The organism is Pseudoalteromonas sp. A41-2, from assembly GCF_015767615.1.
In the GTDB taxonomy this organism is placed as follows: Bacteria; Pseudomonadota; Gammaproteobacteria; order Enterobacterales; family Alteromonadaceae; genus Pseudoalteromonas; species Pseudoalteromonas lipolytica.
Genome location: NZ_CP065231.1, coordinates 594462 through 615937 on the forward strand (window position 1 = coordinate 594462; position 21476 = coordinate 615937).

Consider the following 21476-nt stretch of genomic DNA (forward strand, 5'->3'; position numbering starts at 1 on the left):
AATCAATACCTTGCCTAAATCGCGTTTAATTCCAACTGAAACTCGCATTTCGAGGTGGTTTGGGTATATAATACGCGCCTAAAATATCGTTCAATCCCTAACCCCGGATGAAAATACCTATGTTGATCCTTCGTGGTGCACCAGCACTTTCCGATTTTAGAGTTCAGAAAATTTTAGCGCGTTGCCAACAGGCGCAACTTCCAGTCACCAATGTTTATGCAGAATTCATGCATTTTGCTGATCTTACTGCTGAGCTTTCAGCTGATGAGCACACTAAACTGGAGAAGCTTCTTACTTATGGTCCAACTATTGCCGAGCATACACCAGCAGGGTCGTTAATTCTTGTAACGCCGCGTCCTGGTACTATTTCGCCTTGGGCATCTAAAGCAACTGACATTGCACACAACTGTGGTTTGAGCCAAGTTCACCGTGTAGAACGTGGTATTGCATATTATGTTGAAGGTCAGTTAAGTGCTGAGCAGCTTGCAGACGTTGCTGCGTTATTGCATGACCGTATGACAGAAGCAACACACGCTGAGATGGCTGATGCTGCTAAGCTGTTCCGTCATGATGAACCACGTCCTATGTCATCAGTTGACATTTTAGGTGGTGGCCGTGAAGCGCTTGCGACAGCTAATGTTGAGCAAGGTTTTGCACTTGCTGATGACGAAATTGATTACCTGGTAGAAAACTTCCAAAAGTTAGGGCGTAATCCGAACGACATCGAATTATTCATGTTTGCACAAGCAAACTCTGAGCACTGTCGTCATAAAATCTTTAATGCTGATTGGACAATTGATGGCATCGAACAGCCAAAATCATTGTTCAAAATGATCAAAAACACCTACGAGCAAAATCCTGAAAACGTACTATCAGCTTATAAAGATAACGCTGCGGTAATGAAAGGCTCGGTAGCGGGTCGCTTCTTCCCGAATAACGAAGGTGAGTACGCGTATCATCAAGAAAACATCGAAATTTTGATGAAAGTTGAAACTCACAACCACCCAACAGCTATTGCGCCATTCTCAGGTGCATCAACAGGCTCTGGTGGTGAAATTCGTGATGAGGGTGCAACAGGCCGTGGTTCTAAACCTAAAGCGGGTTTAGTTGGCTTTACGGTATCTAACTTACGTATTCCTGGTTATGAGCAACCGTGGGAAACTGATTTCGGCAAACCAGGTCGTATCGTTACTGCACTTGATATCATGACAGACGGTCCATTAGGTGGCGCGGCATTTAACAACGAATTTGGTCGTCCTAATCTACTTGGTTATTTCCGTACATACGAAGAAAAAGTATCAAGCCATAATGGTGAAGAAGTACGTGGTTACCACAAACCAATTATGCTTGCCGGTGGTTTAGGTAATATCCGTTCTGAGCATGTTCAAAAAGGTGAAATCCCAGTTGGTGCAAAACTTATTGCACTAGGTGGTCCTGCGATGAACATCGGTCTAGGTGGTGGTGCTGCGTCAAGTATGACATCTGGCCAATCGAATGAAGATCTTGATTTTGCCTCTGTTCAACGTGAAAACCCTGAAATGGAGCGCCGTTGTCAGGAAGTTATCGACAAATGTTGGCAATTAGGTGATGCAAACCCAATCGCTTTCATTCACGATGTGGGTGCGGGTGGTTTATCAAACGCATTCCCTGAGCTGGTAGACGACGGTGGCCGTGGTGGTAAATTCCAACTACGTGATATCCCGAATGATGAGCCGGGTATGGCACCACACGAAATTTGGTGTAACGAATCACAAGAACGCTATGTACTTGCTGTTGCGCCAGAAGATTTCCCACGTTTCGAGGCAATTTGTAAACGTGAACGTGCAGAATTCGCAGTGATTGGTGAAGCCACTGAAGAGCGTCACTTAACGGTTGAAGACAGCCACTTTGGTAATAATCCTGTAGACCTTCCTCTTGATGTATTACTTGGTAAAGCACCAAAAATGCACCGCGAAGTTGAGTCTAAAAAAGCACAGTCGCAGCCATTAGATGTGACGGCAATTGATGCAGCTGATGCAGCACAGCGCTTATTACGCTTACCAACGATTGCAGAAAAAACTTTCTTAATCACCATTGGTGACCGTACGGTAACGGGCTTAGTTGCACGTGACCAAATGGTCGGTCCTTGGCAGGTGCCAGTTGCAAACTGTGCGGTAACAGCTGCGACGTATGATACTTATCACGGTGAAGCAATGTCATTGGGTGAGCGCACGCCAGCTGCACTTCTAAACTATGGTGCGTCTGCACGTTTAGCGGTGGCTGAGTCATTAACTAATATTGCATGTGCTAACATCGGTGGCCTTGATAATATCAAGCTATCTGCAAACTGGATGGCAGCAGCGGGTCACCCAGGTGAAGATGCGGGTCTTTACGAAGCGGTTAAAGCGGTAGGTGAAGAGTTGTGTCCGGCACTTGGTTTAACGATCCCTGTGGGTAAAGACTCTATGTCGATGAAGACACAGTGGGATGAAAACGGTGAACAAAAATCAGTAACAGCTCCATTATCACTGATCATCACTGCATTCGGTCGCGTTGAAGACGTACGTAAAACAGTAACGCCACAGCTTCGCACTGATAAAGGTGAGTCATCGCTATTATTAGTCGATTTAGGTGCGGGTCAAAACCGACTGGGCGCATCAAGCCTAGCACAGGTTTACAAGCAATTAGGTGATGTAACCCCAGACGTTGATAACCCTGCGTTATTAAAAGGTTTCTATGAAGCGATGCAAGCGCTTGTTGCTGATAACAAGTTACTTGCTTACCACGACCGTTCTGATGGTGGTTTATTTACCACAATCGCTGAAATGGCGTTTGCTGGCCACACAGGCGTAACGGTTGACCTTGCAGGCTTAACGGGGTCAGACATCGAAGCACTTTATAACGAAGAACTAGGCGCAGTAATTCAAGTTGCTAACGCAGATTTAGACGCAGTTAAAGCGGTACTTGCTGATCACGGCTTAGCGGCTATTAGCCATGAAATTGGTGCATTAAATGCCGATGACCGTGTGGTATTTACTCGCGGTGATGCAGTCGTGCTTAATCACACACGCACAGAGCTTCGTACAATTTGGGCAGAAACCACTTACCAAATGCAAGCACGTCGTGATAACCCAGAGTGTGCTAAGCAAGAGTTTGATGCAAAATTTGATGCCAAAGACCCAGGTCTAAACGTTAAATTAAACTTCGACTTAAACGAAGACGTAGCTGCACCTTACATTGCAACAGGTGCAAAACCGAAAATGGCTATCTTACGTGAGCAAGGTGTTAACTCTCACTTAGAAATGGCTGCGGCATTTAACCGCGCAGGTTTTGCAGCGGTAGACGTACACATGAGCGACATTCTTGAAGGTCGTTTAACACTTGAGCAGTTTAAAGGCTTAGTGGCATGTGGTGGTTTCTCTTACGGTGACGTATTGGGTGCGGGTGAAGGTTGGGCTAAGTCAATCTTATTTAACGAGATGGCTCGCGAGCAGTTCCAAAGCTTCTTCCACCGCGAAGATACATTCAGCTTAGGTGTGTGTAATGGCTGTCAAATGCTTTCAACATTGAAAGAGTTGATCCCCGGCACAGAGCACTGGCCACGTTTTGTAACCAATAAGTCAGAGCGTTTTGAAGCACGTTTTAGCCTTGTAGAAGTACAAGAAAACCCATCGGTATTCTTTAATGGTATGGCGGGTTCTCGTATGCCAATCGCTGTTTCTCACGGTGAAGGTCATGCTGAGTTTGCTAACAGCGATGCAGTAAAAGCCGCGCTTGAGTCAGGCACTGTGGCTGTGAAGTTTGTTGATAACTACGGTAACCCAACAACGCAATACCCAGCTAACCCGAACGGTTCGCCAGAGGGTATCACAGGTATTACGTCTACAGATGGCCGTGCAACGGTTATGATGCCTCACCCTGAGCGTGTATTCCGTACAGTAGCGAACTCATGGCACCCTGATGAGTGGACAGAAGACAGCCCGTGGATGCGTATGTTCCGCAACGCACGCAAAAACGTGGGGTAGAGTTTAAGTAATCTACTTAGGTTCATATAAACCGGTTAAACTAAAAAGGCTGCACTATTAAGTGCAGCCTTTTTGTTTATAATGGGTTGAGAAGCGAGAAGCGAGAAGCGAGAAGCGAGAAGCGAGAGCAAAGGCAAGGAGAGTTTTTTGAAGTTTAAACGTGCTATTACAGGCTTGTTAGGTTTAGTGCTCGGGGTTTTTCTGCTTGCCTATATTTTTAGATTACCACTGACCTCATGGTACTTAACGCCTGTGCTGAGTGCTAATGGCATTGAGCTGCATTGTATTGATTGGTCATTAACAAGAAAGCTTGATTTAAAGGTCGAAAAGCTGTGTTTGAGTTATCAAGGTCAGCAATTAGAAGTTGCGGGTATACGTGCTAATAAGCAGCAAATTATCATTTCTCGTGCCAACCTTACGATCAATAGCCCCTTATCAAAAAGCGACAATCAGCGTACAGAATTAAAAAAACTTGCTTTAGACCTTCCAAAGCAAAGACCGCTTATAAATATTGAGCAGCTTGATATTTCGTCGGGTTTTAGCGCCGAGCCGGTTAGAGTTACCGTGCAAGAAAATCGCTTAAATCACTTTACAGTCAGCCGTGATATTAATGCGGATGTCACGGTTACTGGTGGTGAGATAGTCACCAATATAATGCTTAATGATGAACTTGCCGGAAGGTTTATTGCGCTGCCAAAAAATGCCCATTTTTCGACTGACTTACAGATTAAGTTCGATGGCATAACACTCAATGTGGCCAGCTCAGTTACTGCCGATTATCAACATGAACATCAGTATCAGCAAAATAAGCAAAGCATTGAACACTGTGATTTTAGCGCACAGAGCCGTGGCCAAGTAACGGCTGAATTTCAGCTCAATCAACAACAGCTCACTGCTGATTTGAGTGGTTTAAAGAGTCAAGTCGTTGTTTCACCTATTTGTTTAGATAAAATCGAACAGCAGCAATACCAAGAGTTTGCACGAGCACACACCCCCCTTACTTGGCATGTGCAGTTTACACAACCCATTGCGCTGCAACAAAAGCAGCTTTCTTTACCCGAGTTGGAACTGACTTCGAGTAATAAACAAGGCCAATTGGTGTTTAAAAATACCCAATTAGCGCTAGATGCTCCCCTTAAAACGCTTTACTCACACGCTGTAGTAAATTTCACCAGTGACGAGATAGATAAGCTAATGTTGAAGGCTCGTATTGAAGCAGGGCGCGTTAACTCTGAATTTCAACTTTCAATGGCATCACTGCCTGATTTTATTGATGTACTAGCGGATGGCGTGAGTATCAAAGGTGAAGTAGAGCTTGAGAATATACTTACTCGTCCTATAGCGGGTAATCTCAATGCTGATATATCCGTTAAAAGAGCTCAAGTTTTTGATGCGAAAGTGACTGATTTAAAAACTAAAATAAACGTGCATCTCAGTGATTCACAGAACGTAACAGCGAAACTCAATAGTGCTATAAAGTCAGCGACCTATTCAGATATGCAGATGTCGGGACTAACAAATGAGCTCACAGTGAAGAGTGATTTAAGTGTGGGAGAGTTATTTGCTGATATTAGCGCGACCAGTAAATTAGCTAAGCTAGTGACTCCTAAACTGACATTAACGAATTTGTCTGTGGTGTCAAATGCAACCCAAAGTCGCGCATTACAGGCAACGCACCATGTTTTTGTCGACGGTATTGAAGCGCTGATAACACATCATATGTCTAAGGTTGCTCATCCATTTGAGTTGGTGATACCTGAACAAGCTATGTCAAAACTCAACCCTATTTTAAAGCAGTTTGAGCCATTAGCGACGTTAACCGATGGCGTTATCTCGGGCCTTATAAAAGGTGACGTAAACTTACTGCAGGCAAGCGGGGATATTCGCATTGCTAAGCTCAGTGCGCTTTATAATGATTATCTCGCTAATGATTTTAACGTTGAGGTGAAGGGAGAGTTTAATTCAGGTCAGCTTAATATTGCCCCAACTAAATTTACACTTAATGAACTGCGTGCAGGTGCTGTGGTTACAAAATTACAAGGCCTATTACAGGTTGACGCAAATAAGCCATGTACATCAAATGTCACTGGTCTTGTGATGGGGGGAGCATTTGTTGTGAATGAATTTTGCCCGCTTGCAACAAGCCAAACTGCAATGATTAAGTTCGAAAACATCGACGCCAGCAAGTTGGTAACGCTGGATGCGGAGTCTGGTATTAGTTTATCTGGGCGCTTAGCAGGGACCTTGCCTGTCATTATAAATGAGCAGGGCATTGCCGTTAAGCAAGGGCAACTGGTTAATCAAGGCGATGGTAAATTATTGATTACTAACAATGCAGGTTTTGAAGCGGTAAAAGCACAGCAACAAGAACTAAGTACCACGCTTAGCTTGTTAGAGAATTTAGATATTAAACAATTAAAAAGCAGTGTTGATCTTAAACCGGATGGGTGGCTGCACTTAGGTGTTAACTTACAAGGCTTTAATGAAAAACAGCAGCAAGCCGTTAATTTTAACTATAATCACGAGGAAAATGTGTTTACGTTATTAAGAGCACTGCGTTTAAGTGATGAGATTACTCAAAAGGTTGAGAAAGAGTATGCAAAAAAAGGAAGCAATAATGGCTAAATGGTTAGTAATGCTAACAGCCGTCGGTTTGTTAAGTGCTTGCACACACCGCGTTGAGGTAGCAGCAAAAGAACCTATTACAATCAACTTAAATGTGAAAGTTGATCACGAAATCCGCGTTAAAGTGGATAAAGAACTCGACACGTTATTCAGTGACGACAGCGAATTATTCTAAGGAGCAAACATGCGTAAATTCCAACTTAAAAAATTGAATGTGATCACTTTAATCAGTGCTGTTTGTTTATCATTTTCTGCTTGGGCTATTAGCCTAGATGAGGCTAAAAACCAAGGATTAGTGGGTGAAGATAGCTCTGGTTATCTCGGATTAGTCGTCAATAACAGTGAAGCGAAAGCCGTGGTTGATGAAATCAATGCGAAGCGTAAAGAGCAATACTTGAAACTTGCCAAAAAGAACAATTTATCTTTAGCGCAAGTAGAGGCATTGGCGGCCGCGAAAACTATCGAAAAAACAAAAACTGGTCACTATATTGAAGTGAATGGGCAATGGGTAAAAAAATAACCTATTAAAGGTGCTAAAAGCCAGCGAAAGCTGGCTTTAGCCTTTATCAATACAGCTTTTTAACAGCTGCTGCCAAAAGTCGATACCCTTGCGTCTTGCAAGTTTAATATTATGCTCAGGAATAGATTCAGGCTCATCGTAGTTGGCGAGCGCTTCGCTCATACTCGCTTCACGAATTAAATGAAGTGTCGGGTACGGAGCACGGTTTGTATAATTTGCAGCATCTGTCTCATCACTATCCGCAAACACATAATCGGGATGAAAATTAGCGATTTGATATTTCCCTTCAAAGCCTTGTGCAACTAGTAGCGCGTTGGCTAGGTCGACCAAATCTAAAAACTCGTCAAAATCACTAAAGCCTTGCTCAAACATTAGTAAAGTTGTTTCGCGCTGCTCATTGTGGTCAAGTTCCGTGCATTGCTCAAGCATATCCATGACAGCATCATCTAGCGTTACTGACGGACTGACTTGATAGTGAATACAGTTGTTTTCTACTTCTTTACGGGCAAATGGGCAAAAGTTGTATTTCACAATGACACTTGATACCCATTCGCGCATTTGTAGTTCGGGACGGCTTTTTGGCTGGTTATGATTCACGTTGTTTCTCTAAAAATTGCTCAATTAATTGCACTGTTTTACGAATAGCACCTTGATTATTAACAACACATTTTGCGGCTTGTTGACCTAACTTAACGAGGGCCTCGTTATCGGCACTTAAAGCGATAAGTGTTTCAGCAAGGTGCTGTTCATTGTTAACTGTTTTAGCGCCTTCAGCGTTTATAAGCTCAGGGTAAATATGGTCAAAATTATACGTGTGAGGACCTGCTAGTACGCCAACTGAAAATGCCGCAGACTCGAGTGGGTTATGGCCACCTCGTTCAATTAAACTGCCGCCAATGTAGCTTATGCGAGCAACGCCATACAGGCATTGTAGTTCACCTAAGGTATCGGCAAGAACGACTTGTTGGCTCGTATAATTATTCTCGCTGCGACGACTAAAAGTCATGTCTGAATGTTTAAGGAGTAATGCTACTTTATCAAATTGTTCAGGATGACGCGGAGCTATAATTAACAGGGCATCGGGTACTACACTGAGCAACTGCTGATGTGCACTTAGAACACGCTCATGTTCAATTGGGTGGGTTGAACCTGCAACCCAAATAAAGCGCGCGTTGTTATATTCGCTCTTAAGAGCGGCGACTTTATCTAATTGCGCGCGCGTGGGGGTAATATCAAATTTAATTGAGCCAAAGACACGCACCTTCTGCGGCGCTAAACCTAACTCAATAAAACGGTTAGCATCATCTTGGTTATGACTGGCAAGGGCGCTAATTGAGTTCATAATCACGTTTGTTAAAGGCATCACTTTTTGATACCCCTGCTGCGACTTAGCTGAAAGCCGCGCATTTAAAACAAGTACTTCAATATTGCGTTTTTTACATTGCGCCATTAAATTGGGCCACAACTCTGTTTCCAGAATGCACAGGACGCGAGGCTTAATTCGCTTTAAAAACCGGCTGGTGGCACACGGGAAATCAATCGGTAAATAACAGCAACTGAGCGTATTTTTAAAGTTGTTCTTTATTTGCTCACGACCAGTGGGTGTATTACAGGTTACTAAAATACTTAGCTGCGAATTTTTCTGTTGCAGCGCCTTGATAAGTGGCGTTGCTGCTAAAACCTCACCAACAGACGCGCAATGTATAACCACGTCATGCTGTTGTAATGATGAAACACCAAAACGATGTGTAAAATGCGCACGGTAGCCTTTATTTTTTTTTCCACGCAAAGCGTAAAGGTAGAAAATAATAAGCGGGCTAAGAATGTATAAAATGAGAGAATATAAAATACGTGCCATTGGTTAGCCTATCAGTGTAAAACATTATGATAGCGTGTTAGCCAATCGAGCTAAATATAAAATGTTAAAAAGGGTTATCTTGCAGAGTTTTAAGTGTTTCGTCGCCGCTAATTTGGTAGTATTTCAGTTACTTTATATTTAGTCTTTATAGTTATGAAATTTAAAATGATAAAAGCCACGGCTATAAGCGTGTTACTCAGTTGCTCTTCTCCTTTATTGGCAACACCCACCGCTTACTTACCGATTGGCATGGATGCACAGCTTGATCATCAATTAGATACTTTATTTGCATTAACCTCAGGCACACCTATGACGAAGCCATATCGTTTGGCTGAGGTAGAATACGCACTTAATGAACTTGAAAATAAAGCGCCAAGTTTGGCTGCAGCGATCCGCGCTAAGATTAAACCCTATCAGCGTGAAGATGCTATTACGCGTGTGGGTCTAAAATTTCAGGTCGATGGTGATACTACGAAGAAAATTGCTAATCAACGTGGTTTAAGCTCAGATGAGTGGGGCCAAGGCTTTTTTGAAGGTATTTGGCGTGCAAACGATTATACCTTAGTACAAGTTGGTGTTGATTACAGAGCCAAGCAAAATAAATTTGTGAATTACAATACTTTTGTAAGTTTTGCTGGAGATGATTTGCAACTGAATGTTGGTTATAAAGAACATTGGTTTTCACCGTTTAAACATTCAGCTCAAATTATTTCTACTAATGCAAAAACAGCCCCTTCTATTTCATTAGGTATGGTGCAACCTGCGCATAATTGGTGGAATTTTGACTTTGAGCTGTATTATTCTGAATTAGAGCATGTCGAAAACGGTATTTTATATCAAGGGGAGCTGCATAGCGGCACGCCAAAGCTTGCTGGTACGCATTTCAGTATAGAACCCCTAAGTGGTTGGAAAATTGGCATCAACCGTATGATGCAATTTGGTGGTGGTCCTCGAGAGGTTGATGCAGGTGATGTGTTTGATGCATTTTTTGACCCAGCGGGTAATGATAATAGCGAGCTTGCAGGTGGGCCAGATAATGAGCTAGGGGATCAGTTTGCATCTATCACTAGCACTATCAATTTTGATTTTGGCTTTCCAACCGAGTTGTATTTTGAGTACGGTGGCGAAGACACAAAAGAGCACCAAAATTACCAATTCGGCAATATTGCTTATAGTATCGGTGCTTTCTTCCCACAAATAACGGATACCGTTGCGCTACGCTATGAGCATACAAATATGCACAGTTTGTGGTATGAAAATTATATATATCCAACTTTTGGGAACACCGTTGATGGTTTTGTCGTAGGACATTTTGCAGCGGATCAACGCTATTTCGGAGATGGTGTTCCATCTCAAACTCATGTATTAGAGCTGAGCTACTTAGAGTCTCTGAGCTCTTTATGGGTAGCGAAATTAACAAGCATTAAAAATGAGAGTAACTACCATTATGATATTGGCGGTTATAGTAAAGAATACGAAAGTGCCATTGAACTTCAACTGAGCAATACGCGTCAATTGAATGAACATACACTCGAAACCACCCTGACTTATGGCGAAGATGTGTTTGGTGAAAATTATACTTGGCTATCTGTTGCATTATACTGGTAGGTCTAGCCGTTTTTTTTAAGGAATTTATATGTCTAATCTTGATTCTGTAGCGGCAAGCTACCTAGAAAGTTTAAATCGTCATCAAATGCTGTTTGAGACCATGGAAACTTATCATCCTGAGGTAATGCAATTACTTGAAGCATGCCACAGCGCTTTGCAGGCAGGTGGTAAAGTAATTTGGTTTGGTAATGGTGGCAGTGCCGCCGATGCGCAGCATTTAGCGGCAGAGTTTGTTGTACGTTATAAGTTAGAGCGTGGGCCGCTTGCTTCAATCGCATTGACAACTGACACGTCAATTTTAACGGCGCACAGTAATGACTATCATTTTGATACTGTGTTTGAACGCCAAGTTCAGGCGTTGTGTAAACCTGAAGATTTAGTGATTGGCTTAACGACTTCAGGCACTAGCCCTAATATTAATCTTGCGCTTGCTGCGGCTAATGAAATAGGCGCTTTCACAGTGGCTTTAACTGGCCGTGACGGCGGTAAAGTGAAAGATATCGCGAAGCTGCCAATTATCATTAAAAACGATGAAACAGCACGCATTCAAGAAGCACATATGTTTATCGGTCACTGGTTATGTGAAGCCATTGATATGGTTGTAGCGGAGCAACAGTAATGGATTTAGCGTTACTTAAAAACTTATCTAAAGCGCGAATTTTAGTTGTTGGTGATGTGATGCTAGACCGTTACTGGCATGGTGACTCGGGTCGTATTTCACCAGAAGCCCCGGTGCCCGTAGTTAAAGTCAGTAAGTTTGAAGACAAAGCGGGTGGCGCTGCAAACGTGGCTAAAAATATTGCCCGTTTAGATGGTAAGGTCGGTTTATTAGGGCTTGTTGGTGAAGATGAGAGCGGGCAAATTCTTGAAACCATTTTGAGTTCTGAGAAAATTGATTCGCAGCTTGTTAGCGTCTGTGATTTACCCACCATATCTAAAATGCGCGTGATAAGTCGTCATCAGCAAGTGGTGCGCCTAGATTTAGAAGAAACCTTTACTGAACAACACAGCCAGTTGCTTTTGAATCGTTTAGAGTTAGTGTTAGATGATTATGACTTTGTACTATTTTCTGATTACAACAAAGGCTCGCTAAGCTTAATTCAAGCCATGATCCAAGTGGCTAAAAAAGCAGGTAAAACGGTTCTTGTTGATCCTAAATCATCGGATCTAAATTTGTATCGTGGTGCCGATTATATTACGCCAAACTTAAATGAATTTAAGCTGGCTGGTGGTAAAACTGAGTCTGAGCAAAGCTTAACCGAGAGTGCGCGCCAGCTTATTGAAGATGCGGGCGTTGCGGCGATGTTATTAACTCGTTCAGAGCAAGGAATGTCGTTAATCAGTCAAACTGAGAAGCATGACTTTGCGGCGCAGCAATTAGAAGTCAGTGATGTTACTGGTGCCGGAGATACTGTAATTGCTACATTAGCGGTGATGCTAGGCGCTGGCATGCAACCTAAAGATGCCGTTGAAATTGCTAATCTTGCAGCGGGTATTGCCGTAAGTAAACTAGGCGCAGCGACGGTATCTCCTGAAGAATTGAGTCGTAAATTGGGTCAGTACTTACAGCAAACCGGCGAGCATTATCAAACGCCATTTGAAGATGTGTTGCAGCATATCGAGTTTGCAAAACAAAATGGTGAGAAAATTGTTTTTACCAATGGCTGCTTCGATATTCTACACGCAGGTCATGTGCGTTATCTAGCGCAGGCAAAAGCCAGAGGCGATCGTTTAGTTGTTGGCTTAAATAATGACGAATCAATCACGCGTCTTAAAGGACCTGAACGTCCAATAAACCCGCTTGAAGAGCGGGCTATGGTTCTCAGTGCGCTTGCATCGGTTGACTGGGTAATTCCATTTGGTAGTGCACAAGAGAGTGACACGCCAGCTAAGCTCATCGAGCAAATTAGCCCCGATGTACTGGTGAAAGGGGGTGATTACACGGTTGATCAAATTGCGGGTGCAGACCATGTATTACGCCATGGCGGTAAAGTTGAAGTGCTTGAGTTCCTTAATGGTTGCTCGACGTCTAACGTCATCAGCAAAATTAAATCTTAAGCAATGCTTGGTAGTCACAATACAGTGACTGCCAATCACTTTGTTGCCAGTGCATTATCTCATTACGGCCTTGTTCTTTGGCAAATGAACGGGCAAGGCGTTTAATATTTTCTTGTTGCCACGCAATTTCGGGCTGTCTTATTTCACCACGGTCAAAATCGATAATAAAGACCTTACCCGCTTCGTCAAATAAAATATTATTGATATTCAAATCAGCGTGATAAACACCGCGGTTATGAAATTCACTGAGCGTTGTGGCCACATTCTTTAATTCGTCATGAGTTAACGGGCGAGTCACCAAAATATCTAAAAGGCTTTGTGCTCCTTTTACTGCCTCGGTGATAATATCGCCTCGATAAATAAAACCACTTCGTGTGACTTTTGCAGCGATAGGTGTGGGCACATTTAAGCCTAACTCAGTTAAGTGCATCATCAACGAAAACTCTTTGTAAACCCGCGTGTGCTCTAAGCCGACATACACATATTGATCTGTTAATAGTTTGCCTATGAGTCCGCCACGCCAATAATGACGCAATACACCAGTCAGTTGTTCATGCTTAAAAAACCAGGCCGTTGCTCGGCCTTTTTTAGCGCCAACTATTTTATTTTGTTGTTGCCAAAAGTGAGCATCAAACCAGTCATATGTAAGCATCTGAGTGTATGCAGGGTGGCACAAAAGGGTCGAATTTTGCAGATGCTGAATGTCGAACATAACAACTTAAAATATAAACAGTGAATAGCTATATAGTACCGCATTTTTAGCTTTTCGCATAAGTGCTTGCAATAGCATCAGGTTAATTTAAGATCGCCTATTATTTGCTGTTGCTAAGGGTGCACGTGACTCAATCAACCTCCTATTCAGATATTTGTATATTAAGGCTTTCGGCTATTGGTGATGTATGTCATGCGGTGTCGGCGGTGCAAGCAATTCAAAAAGCGCATCCTCATGCGAAAATCACTTGGGTTATTGGTAAAGTGGAAGCGATGCTGCTTGCTGATTTACCGGGTGTTGAGTTTGTTGTATTTGATAAAAAGCAGGGTAAGCAAGCATACAAACAACTTAAAGAAACCTTTAAAGGGCGAAAGTTTGATGTGTTACTTCATATGCAGGTAGCGCTCAGAGCTAATCTTGCTGCACGTTGTATACCTGCTAAAGTTAAAGTGGGCTTTGACTGGGCACGTTCAAAAGAATTACATAGCCTATTTATCAATAAGCGAATTGCAGCTCAAGCAGAAGCACATGTTCTTGAAGGGTTCCAAGGTTTTGCAAAAGCAATCGGTGTACCAGAGTATGAGCCTAGCTGGCAGATGCCAATAACAGATGCTCATCAACATACGGCAGATACTTTACTCGGTACTGAGCGGTTAGCAGGACGTATTTTTGTTATTTCACCTGCGGCCAGTAAAAAAGAGCGTAACTGGCTTCCTGAACGTTATGCTGCGCTCGCTGATTACGCTCATAATCAAGGATTCTCAGTTGTGATTACGGGGGGGCCAACACCCCTTGAAAATGAACTGGCTGAGCAAATTATTGCGCACAGTCACGTGCCTGTACTCAACTTAGTTGGTAAAACTCAGCTTAAAGAGTTGTTGTGTGTGCTAAAGCGTGCCTCATTAGTGCTTGCGCCTGATACAGGACCTGCGCATATGGCCGTTACAGTGGGTACACCGGTGATAGGTTTATACGCTCACTCAAATCCAAAACGCACGGGGCCTTATTTATATCAAAATTATGTTGTTGAGGTTTATCACCAAAACTTACTTGAGCAAACAGGTAAAACAGCAGACCAGCTGCCGTGGGGGACACGCGTTAAAGGTGCAGATTTAATGGCGCAGATACGTGTTGAAGAGGTTACTTTAATGTTTGATCTTGTTTTATTAAAAGAGCAATTGTGATGAGTAAAGTGCTATTTTTAGACCGCGATGGTGTTGTAAATATTGACCATGGTTACGTATACAAGCCAGATGATTTTGAGTTTGTGCCAGGGGTCTTTACGGCGTGTAAAAAGTTCACTGATGCAGGTTATGAAATTATCATCGTGACGAATCAATCTGGAATTGGTCGAGGCTATTACTCAGAGCAAGATTTTCACCACTTAAGTGAATGGATGAGAAATGAGTTTTTAAAACACGGCGTACACATTCTAGATGTCTATTTTTGTCCACACCATCCAAGTAAAGCGTTGCCTGCCTATTTACAAGAATGTGAATGCCGTAAGCCAGCGCCTGGCATGTTGTTGCAAGCGATTGAAGAGCACCACATAGATCCCGCTCAAAGTATCATGGTTGGTGACAAGCTTGGTGATTTACTCGCTGGCGAAAGAGCCAATGTGGCAACGCGTGTTTTAGTGCGCTCTGGACAAAGTTATGCAGAGTCAACGGAGCAGCATGCGCACTATGTATGCGACTCGTTAGCTGAATTACCTAATTTGATTTTACACTTACAGCAGGTATGACCAGTTTTTTCCTATCTACCGCGCCTAATTTAGGTTGTGCGACGAACTACAAACAGTGCAATTGTTCGCCTAAGCTTTTACAATAGGCGCAAATTTCACAGTCACAGCTAATCGGCTCTGATTACTTAAAAGATTATTTGGAGATTTCAGATGAGAGCATCTGCGTTTTTCACTCAGCTTCAGCAACAAATAGATGAAGTAAAAGCTGAGGGTTTATACAAAAGCGAACGTGTTATTACTTCACAGCAACAAGCTCAAATTGAAGTTGCATCAGGTGATAAAGTTATCAATTTCTGTGCAAATAACTACTTAGGTCTTGCAAATAGCCCAGAGCTAATAAAAGCCGCACAACAAGGCCTTGACGATCATGGTTTTGGTGTTGCTTCAGTGCGTTTTATCTGTGGTACTCAAGATATTCATAAAACATTAGAGCACAAAATTTCTGAGTTTCTAGAAACAGAAGACACGATCCTTTACTCATCGTGTTTTGATGCTAATGCAGGCTTATTTGAAACAATTTTAGGCCCAGATGATGCCATCATCTCAGATGCGTTAAACCATGCTTCTATCATTGATGGGGTTCGTTTATGTAAAGCAAAACGTTTCCGCTACGCTAATAATGATATGAGCGACTTAGAGAGGCAATTAATTGCAGCTGATGAAGCCGGGGCAAAAACCAAGCTTATTGCCACTGACGGTGTGTTTTCAATGGATGGCGTTATTTGTAATCTTAAAGCAGTATGCGACCTTGCTGATAAATACGATGCATTAGTTATGGTTGATGATTCTCACGCCGTTGGCTTTGTGGGTGAAAACGGTAAAGGAACACCTGAATACTGTGGCGTATTAGACCGTGTCGATATCATTACCGGCACATTAGGTAAGGCGTTGGGCGGCGCATCAGGTGGTTATACATCAGGTAAAAAAGAAATTGTTGAGTGGTTACGTCAGCGTTCACGTCCATATCTTTTTTCTAATTCATTAGCTCCATCAATTGTTACAGCATCAATCAAAGTACTTGAAATGTTGAGTAACGGTGGCGAACTTCGCGCTAAATTATGGGATAACGCTCATTACTTCCGTGAGCAAATGGAAGCAGCAGGGTTTACCTGCGCAGGTAAAGACCACGCGATTATTCCAGTAATGCTTGGCGATGCGAAGGTCGCTTCGATGATGGCTGACAAGTTACTTGCTGAAGGTATCTATGTAACAGGTTTCTCATTCCCTGTTGTACCTAAAGGCCAAGCACGTATTCGTACGCAAATTTCTGCGGCGCATACAAAAGAGCAATTAGACACTGCAATTGCTGCCTTTACCCGTATTGGTAAAGAAATGGGTGTTATCTAATTTTATTTTCTAAACCGAAGCACCTGCTTCGGTTTTTTTAATTGAGTGTAAATCATGAAAGCATTATCTAAATTAAAAGCAGAACCAGGGATCTGGATGACCGATGCGCCAAAACCTGAGGTTGGCCATAACGATCTGCTTATTAAAATCCGCAAAACAGCAATTTGTGGAACAGATGTCCATATTTATAAATGGGATGAATGGGCACAAAACACTATTCCAACACCTATGGTTGTTGGCCACGAATACGTGGGTGAAGTGGTTGATATGGGTCAGGAAGTACGTGGTTTCCAAGTGGGTGATCGTGTTTCTGGTGAAGGCCATATTACCTGTGGTCACTGTCGTAACTGTCGCGCTGGTCGCGTGCATTTATGCCGTAACACAACAGGTGTGGGTGTGAACCGTGAAGGTGCATTTGCCGAATACCTCGTGATCCCTGCATTCAATGCATTTAAAATTCCAGATAATATTTCTGATGAATTAGCATCAATCTTTGACCCATTCGGGAATGCAGTACACACAGCGTTGTCGTTTGATCTTGTTGGTGAAGATGTCCTTATCACCGGGGCGGGTCCAATTGGTATCATGGCAGCAGCGGTTGCTAAGCACGTCGGTGCGCGTCATGTAGTGATTACTGATGTAAACGAGTACCGCCTAGATTTAGCGCGTAAAATGGGCGCGACACGCGCTGTAAACGTTGCGAATGAAAACCTAGAAGATATTATGAAAGAGCTCGGAATGACCGAGGGCTTTGATATTGGTCTTGAAATGTCAGGTGTACCTGTTGCATTCAACAGCATGTTAAATAACATGAATCATGGTGGTAAAGTTGCCATGCTGGGAATTCCACCATCAGATATGGCGGTTGATTGGAATCAAGTTATTTTCAAAGGCTTAATTATCAAAGGTATTTATGGCCGAGAAATGTTTGAAACGTGGTACAAGATGGCGAGTCTAATTCAGTCTGGTCTTGACCTTAATCCAATTATCACGCATCAATTCTCAGTGGATGATTTCCAAGAAGGCTTTGATACAATGATTTCAGGCCAATCAGGTAAAGTAATCCTAAACTGGGATTAATACCGTAGAGTGTGATAAGGCGGCTTTCGGCCGCCTTTTTAGTTTAGAGAGTGTTATGTCATATAAACATATTTCAGTCAGTGAAACGTTTGCATTATTAGATAAAAATGATGTGGTGATTGCTGATATTCGCGACCCTAACTCATTTCAAGCTGGGCATATCCCTGGTTCTGAGCATTTATCAAATGCTAATATCAGTGAGTTTATGATGAACAAAGAGTTTGATCAGCCTATTATTATCGTTTGCTATCATGGCGTAAGTTCTCAAGGCGCAGCAAGCTATTTAGTAGAGCAAGGCTTTGAAGACGTCTACAGTATGGATGGCGGCTTTACAGCATGGCAGACACAACAACCGGAGCACATTGAACGATGATTGAATTGGGCAGCATTAATAATCCTCGCGCCGCGCAAGGCTTTATCGATTACATTAAAAGTAAAGGCTTGCAGGGTGAACTGCGCTCACACGATGGTAAGACAGTGATTATTTGTGTTGCTCCTGAGCATTTTCATCAAGCTCAGCCACTGTGGCAAGCGTTCACCGCGAATCCAAATGACGAAAAGTACCTTCAAGCATCGTGGCAAGTTGGCAGTACTGAGTCGCCGTTGTTATATCAAGGCCAGTCACTTAACCTAAAAGCACGCTTTAAAGCATTGAGCTGGTTAAACCGTACTGTTACCTTGGTTTCAATCGCTATTTTTGTGGCGTTTTTACTGGGTGGGTTTGAAACTCTTTATGGTATGTTGCAATTTAACCCTGCTAAGCCGCTAACCTGGTTTACCCCAGCGATTGTTCATTTTAGCGCTATCCACCTCATTTTTAACCTGATTTGGTGGATGACACTGGGTAATGACATAGAAAAACGCAGTGGCAAATTAACCTTAGTTGGGCTTTTCTTAGTGACGGCATTTATCAGTAATTGGGCACAGTTTTTAGTTGTTGGTCCGAACTTTGGTGGGCTCAGTGGTGTTGTGTATGGTTTGCTCGGTTTCTGTTGGATTTACAGTGTAATGCGACCTCAACAACCCCCGCTTGTTAGCAACAGTATAGTTGGCTTTATGTTGGTGTGGCTGATTTTAGGCTTTGTGGATATGTTGCCGGTTAGGATGGCGAACTGGGCACATTTAGCAGGGCTTATTGCGGGTATGGCTTACGCCATGTCAGATAAACTATTGTCGCGTAAGTAGTTTTATTATACGTGACGGCCTTTGCCGTCACGTTTATTTAATGGTATAAATACTTAGTAAACAATACTTCACGTACTATTTCTTGTCCAGTCTCTTGCTTTAACAGTGCTTTGAGTTTTTCTGTACAGCGCTTTCTAATTTCTTCACGGCCCGTGAGCGACTTGATATTTTCTTCAGGTTCTTTTGACAGTATCTCGACAATCGCATCACGCAATAGTGGAGTATGGTGCTCAACCACACCAATATCAGAAATATCATTAAGCATTAGATCAACAGTGATCCGTACATAACCCAGTTTTTTATTTCCTTGGCCAATATAATTGGTGATAATGTCAGGCTCAAAACCGAAGTAACCGACATTTGATTCTGCGCGTGTCGAGAAACTTGTCGTAGCGCCAATAACTAGCATGCTAATCAAGTAAATTGATAACAATGACTTTTTCATAGTTTAAGAATATCCCACCTATTCAATGGTTTTTAGTCTATACCCAAATTAACTTAAGATACAGGTTGTTCTCTGTTTTTTAACCCATGTAGAGATTAAATCATGACTTTTTCGAAACGGGTTGCAGTGATATCATTTACGCGGTTTTTATAATTATTGAGTCGTTGTGATTACATTCCCAGTTTCGTTAGCTGCGCATTGGCAGCCTGCTTCGGCATACCCTTATTTAACGCAACAGCAGCAAGGTTGGTTGCTTGAAGCAGGGTCATTGACGGCCAAGCTTAAGCGTCATTGCCAACACTTTTCGGTTAAAGTGCTCAATGAAGCCCCTTTTGATCTTACAAAGGAGCAACAAGCTTTATTAAATACGTCGTTGAGCCAAGCGCTTAACCGCGAAGTGCTACTATTATGTGATGATAAACCAATGGTTTATGCACAAAGCTGGTTACCCGCAGATGATACCTTAAAAAAGCAGCAGTTGCTAAGCATGGGAACACGGCCATTAGGGGATGTTATTTTTCAAGACCCAAGCTTATCTCGCACAGAGATAGAAGTGGCAGAGTTTAATGAGCAGCACACTATTCAAACTTTATTAGCTGTGCTTGGCAAAGAGTCTAAACCACTGTGGGGAAGACGAAGTGTATTTTCATTGTCAAATGCCCATTTTTTAGTGGCCGAAGTTTTTCTGCCAGAGGCTTATATTTACTTATGAAACTAGCTGCATTAAAAAGCGCACACATTCCTTATTACAAACAACTTATGCGAACAGATAAGCCGATTGGTACTTTGCTATTGCTTTGGCCAACGTACTGGGCGTTATGGCTTGCAAATCAGGGAGCACCAAGCTTATTAAATTTTGTGGTGTTTAGTTTAGGGGTGTTTGTAATGCGAAGTGCAGGCTGCGTTATCAATGACTTTGCTGATCGTAAAATTGATGGTTCAGTAAAGCGCACAGCAACGCGTCCCCTAGCCGCAGGGCGAGTGTCCAGTGGTGAGGCGTTGAGCTTATTTGTGTTGTTAATTGCCGTGGCATTTGGATTAGTTTTAATGCTGGGGTGGTCGACGATTTTGCTCTCTTTGGGGGCTCTTGCGTTGGCATTTTGCTATCCGTTTATGAAGCGTTATACCCAATTACCACAAGTGGTACTAGGAGCCGCATTTAGTTGGGCTATTCCAATGGCATACATGGCCTCAATTGGCTCAGTGCCAATTGAAGCGTGGCTGTTATTTATTGCAAACCTCGTGTGGACTGTGGCTTACGATACCATGTACGCCATGGTTGACCGTGATGATGATTTAAAGATTGGTGTTAAATCAACGGCCATCTTATTTGCACGTTTTGACAGGCATATTATTTTCTTACTGAATGCGCTATTCATTGCGATACTCAGTTACATTGGCATAAGCAATCAGCTTGATATGCCTTATTGGTTAGGCTTAATAGCGGCGATTGGATTTTTACTTTACCAGCAAACGCTTATTCACTATCGCGACAGAGAGCACTGCTTTAAAGCGTTTCTAAATAATCATTATGTCGGGCTGGTTATTTTTATTGGCCTTGTAGCATCCTTGCCATTACCGTTTTGATTATCGCGGTGGGTCGATAATGCCGCTTATTGAGGCATTTTTTCTGAACCAACCAGCAATTGAATAACGCACATCGTCTGCGGGTAATACCTCATGCATAAAGCGTTCGCTTTCAAACATGACTAATGTGCCTGCCTTCGGTTTTATGACCACTTCAATGTCTTTACTTTTAGGTTTATAAATAACCAACTCGCCGCCAGACGCGGGGCTATTTAGGTAGCAAACCGTTGTAAAAATACGGTTTGAGCGTCCTTTAAAGGCATCGTAATGCTTTTTATAAAAGTCACCTTGTTGGTACTTCGCATAGTGGCATTCATAATCAAACAAGCCCAAGAAAAACTCTCTATTTAACTGGGTCTTAATTGCTTCCATGGTCGCGAGATAAGTTATTTGCGCTTGGCTTGAGCTATCAAACCAAAAGGTCTTATCTTTGCGTACCGTTTTATCGATTTGCTGATCGTTTAATCTACCGATACCTGCAACATGAAAATGGGGATTAATTCGGTAACAATCTGCAATTAAATCATTTATCAACTGCTCATCAATTGCGTTTTCAACAATGGCATAACCAGTATGTTCAATTGCATTTAAATAAGTATTGGAAATAAGCTGCGCGGTCATTCATATGCACAATCAAAAAAAGGTGCGTAAGTGTATCTGAAAAAAAATTACATGCACGCTTTTTATGCAGTAAAACAATGAG

At 42.5% G+C, this 21476-nt stretch carries 20 protein-coding genes; 15 read left to right on the forward strand and 5 right to left on the reverse strand.

Features of this window, described 5'->3' with window-relative positions; genetic code table 11:
• Positions 1–119 precede the first annotated feature (119 nt).
• The 4 genes from purL (at position 120) to IT970_RS02875 (ending at position 7149) form a co-directional block, all read left to right on the forward strand.
• On the forward strand, positions 120–4004 hold the full coding sequence (gene purL / locus IT970_RS02860) for a phosphoribosylformylglycinamidine synthase (RefSeq protein ID WP_075594082.1): 3885 nt from the start codon (positions 120–122) through the stop codon (positions 4002–4004).
• Between the two features lie 147 nt (positions 4005–4151).
• Positions 4152–6629, forward strand: a complete 2478-nt coding sequence (locus IT970_RS02865; protein ID WP_075594083.1) for a YdbH domain-containing protein — start codon at positions 4152–4154, stop codon at positions 6627–6629.
• Positions 6622–6804 (forward strand): YnbE family lipoprotein, encoded by a 183-nt coding sequence (locus tag IT970_RS02870; protein WP_036970983.1) that lies wholly within the window; start codon positions 6622–6624, stop codon positions 6802–6804. The genes IT970_RS02865 and IT970_RS02870 overlap by 8 nt, the downstream gene beginning before the upstream one ends.
• A gap of 9 nt (positions 6805–6813) precedes the next feature.
• Complete coding sequence (locus IT970_RS02875; protein WP_182396125.1) at positions 6814–7149, forward strand: YdbL family protein; 336 nt, start codon at positions 6814–6816, stop codon at positions 7147–7149.
• A 36-nt stretch (positions 7150–7185) separates the two neighbouring features.
• Here the strand turns inward: IT970_RS02875 and IT970_RS02880 are convergent, their stop codons facing one another.
• Together IT970_RS02880 and waaA are read right to left on the reverse strand one after the other, a co-directional pair.
• Positions 7186–7707, reverse strand: coding sequence for a DUF1415 domain-containing protein (locus tag IT970_RS02880; protein ID WP_036971769.1), 522 nt, complete (start codon positions 7705–7707; stop codon positions 7186–7188).
• Positions 7708–7735: 28 nt separating this feature from the next.
• Positions 7736–9007 carry a lipid IV(A) 3-deoxy-D-manno-octulosonic acid transferase gene (gene waaA, locus IT970_RS02885; protein ID WP_196857588.1) on the reverse strand — a complete coding sequence of 424 codons (1272 nt, stop codon included), beginning with the start codon at positions 9005–9007 and terminating at the stop codon, positions 7736–7738.
• Positions 9008–9160: 153 nt separating this feature from the next.
• Between waaA and IT970_RS02890 the strand changes: the two genes are divergently transcribed.
• The 3 genes from IT970_RS02890 to hldE are packed head-to-tail and all read left to right on the forward strand — an operon-like array spanning position 9161 to position 12673.
• A complete protein-coding gene (locus tag IT970_RS02890) occupies positions 9161–10615 on the forward strand; it encodes a capsule assembly Wzi family protein (RefSeq protein WP_075594085.1) in 1455 nt (484 codons plus the stop codon).
• Positions 10616–10643: 28 nt separating this feature from the next.
• A complete protein-coding gene (locus IT970_RS02895; protein WP_036970972.1) occupies positions 10644–11234 on the forward strand; it encodes a D-sedoheptulose-7-phosphate isomerase in 591 nt (196 codons plus the stop codon).
• The gene (hldE, locus tag IT970_RS02900) at positions 11234–12673 is read left to right on the forward strand and encodes a bifunctional D-glycero-beta-D-manno-heptose-7-phosphate kinase/D-glycero-beta-D-manno-heptose 1-phosphate adenylyltransferase HldE (RefSeq protein WP_196857589.1); all 1440 of its coding nucleotides are present in this window, start codon (positions 11234–11236) and stop codon (positions 12671–12673) included. The genes IT970_RS02895 and hldE overlap by 1 nt, the downstream gene beginning before the upstream one ends.
• Here hldE and IT970_RS02905 read toward each other — a convergent pair.
• The gene (locus IT970_RS02905; protein ID WP_036970968.1) at positions 12663–13385 is read right to left on the reverse strand and encodes a 3-deoxy-D-manno-octulosonic acid kinase; all 723 of its coding nucleotides are present in this window, start codon (positions 13383–13385) and stop codon (positions 12663–12665) included. The genes hldE and IT970_RS02905 overlap by 11 nt on opposite strands.
• 125 nt (positions 13386–13510) lie before the next feature.
• On the opposite strand from IT970_RS02905, the gene IT970_RS02910 reads away from it, so the two are divergent.
• From IT970_RS02910 to glpG, 6 genes are all read left to right on the forward strand, one after another.
• The gene (locus IT970_RS02910) at positions 13511–14569 is read left to right on the forward strand and encodes a glycosyltransferase family 9 protein (RefSeq protein ID WP_036970965.1); all 1059 of its coding nucleotides are present in this window, start codon (positions 13511–13513) and stop codon (positions 14567–14569) included.
• Positions 14569–15129, forward strand: coding sequence for a D-glycero-beta-D-manno-heptose 1,7-bisphosphate 7-phosphatase (gene gmhB, locus IT970_RS02915; protein WP_196857590.1), 561 nt, complete (start codon positions 14569–14571; stop codon positions 15127–15129). The genes IT970_RS02910 and gmhB overlap by 1 nt, the downstream gene beginning before the upstream one ends.
• Positions 15130–15279: 150 nt before the next feature.
• Positions 15280–16476 carry a glycine C-acetyltransferase gene (locus tag IT970_RS02920; protein WP_196857591.1) on the forward strand — a complete coding sequence of 399 codons (1197 nt, stop codon included), beginning with the start codon at positions 15280–15282 and terminating at the stop codon, positions 16474–16476.
• Positions 16477–16530: 54 nt separating this feature from the next.
• A complete protein-coding gene (gene tdh / locus IT970_RS02925; protein WP_036970956.1) occupies positions 16531–17556 on the forward strand; it encodes an L-threonine 3-dehydrogenase in 1026 nt (341 codons plus the stop codon).
• Between the two features lie 55 nt (positions 17557–17611).
• Positions 17612–17929, forward strand: a complete 318-nt coding sequence (glpE, locus tag IT970_RS02930; RefSeq protein ID WP_065978005.1) for a thiosulfate sulfurtransferase GlpE — start codon at positions 17612–17614, stop codon at positions 17927–17929.
• Positions 17926–18741, forward strand: a complete 816-nt coding sequence (gene glpG, locus IT970_RS02935; RefSeq protein WP_065978006.1) for a rhomboid family intramembrane serine protease GlpG — start codon at positions 17926–17928, stop codon at positions 18739–18741. Before glpE ends, glpG begins: the two co-directional genes overlap by 4 nt.
• A 37-nt stretch (positions 18742–18778) precedes the next feature.
• Here the strand turns inward: glpG and IT970_RS02940 are convergent, their stop codons facing one another.
• The gene (locus IT970_RS02940) at positions 18779–19186 is read right to left on the reverse strand and encodes a flagellar basal body-associated protein FliL (protein WP_036970946.1); all 408 of its coding nucleotides are present in this window, start codon (positions 19184–19186) and stop codon (positions 18779–18781) included.
• A 166-nt stretch (positions 19187–19352) separates the two neighbouring features.
• Here IT970_RS02940 and IT970_RS02945 point away from each other — a divergent pair, with 166 nt between their 5' ends.
• Together IT970_RS02945 and ubiA are read left to right on the forward strand one after the other, a co-directional pair.
• Positions 19353–19898 carry a chorismate--pyruvate lyase family protein gene (locus IT970_RS02945; RefSeq protein ID WP_180311360.1) on the forward strand — a complete coding sequence of 182 codons (546 nt, stop codon included), beginning with the start codon at positions 19353–19355 and terminating at the stop codon, positions 19896–19898.
• Complete coding sequence (gene ubiA / locus IT970_RS02950) at positions 19895–20773, forward strand: 4-hydroxybenzoate octaprenyltransferase (RefSeq protein WP_196857592.1); 879 nt, start codon at positions 19895–19897, stop codon at positions 20771–20773. Before IT970_RS02945 ends, ubiA begins: the two co-directional genes overlap by 4 nt.
• On the opposite strand, the gene IT970_RS02955 is transcribed toward ubiA, so the two are convergent.
• Positions 20774–21394, reverse strand: a complete 621-nt coding sequence (locus IT970_RS02955; RefSeq protein ID WP_036970936.1) for a 2OG-Fe(II) oxygenase — start codon at positions 21392–21394, stop codon at positions 20774–20776.
• Positions 21395–21476: the final 82 nt, after the last annotated feature.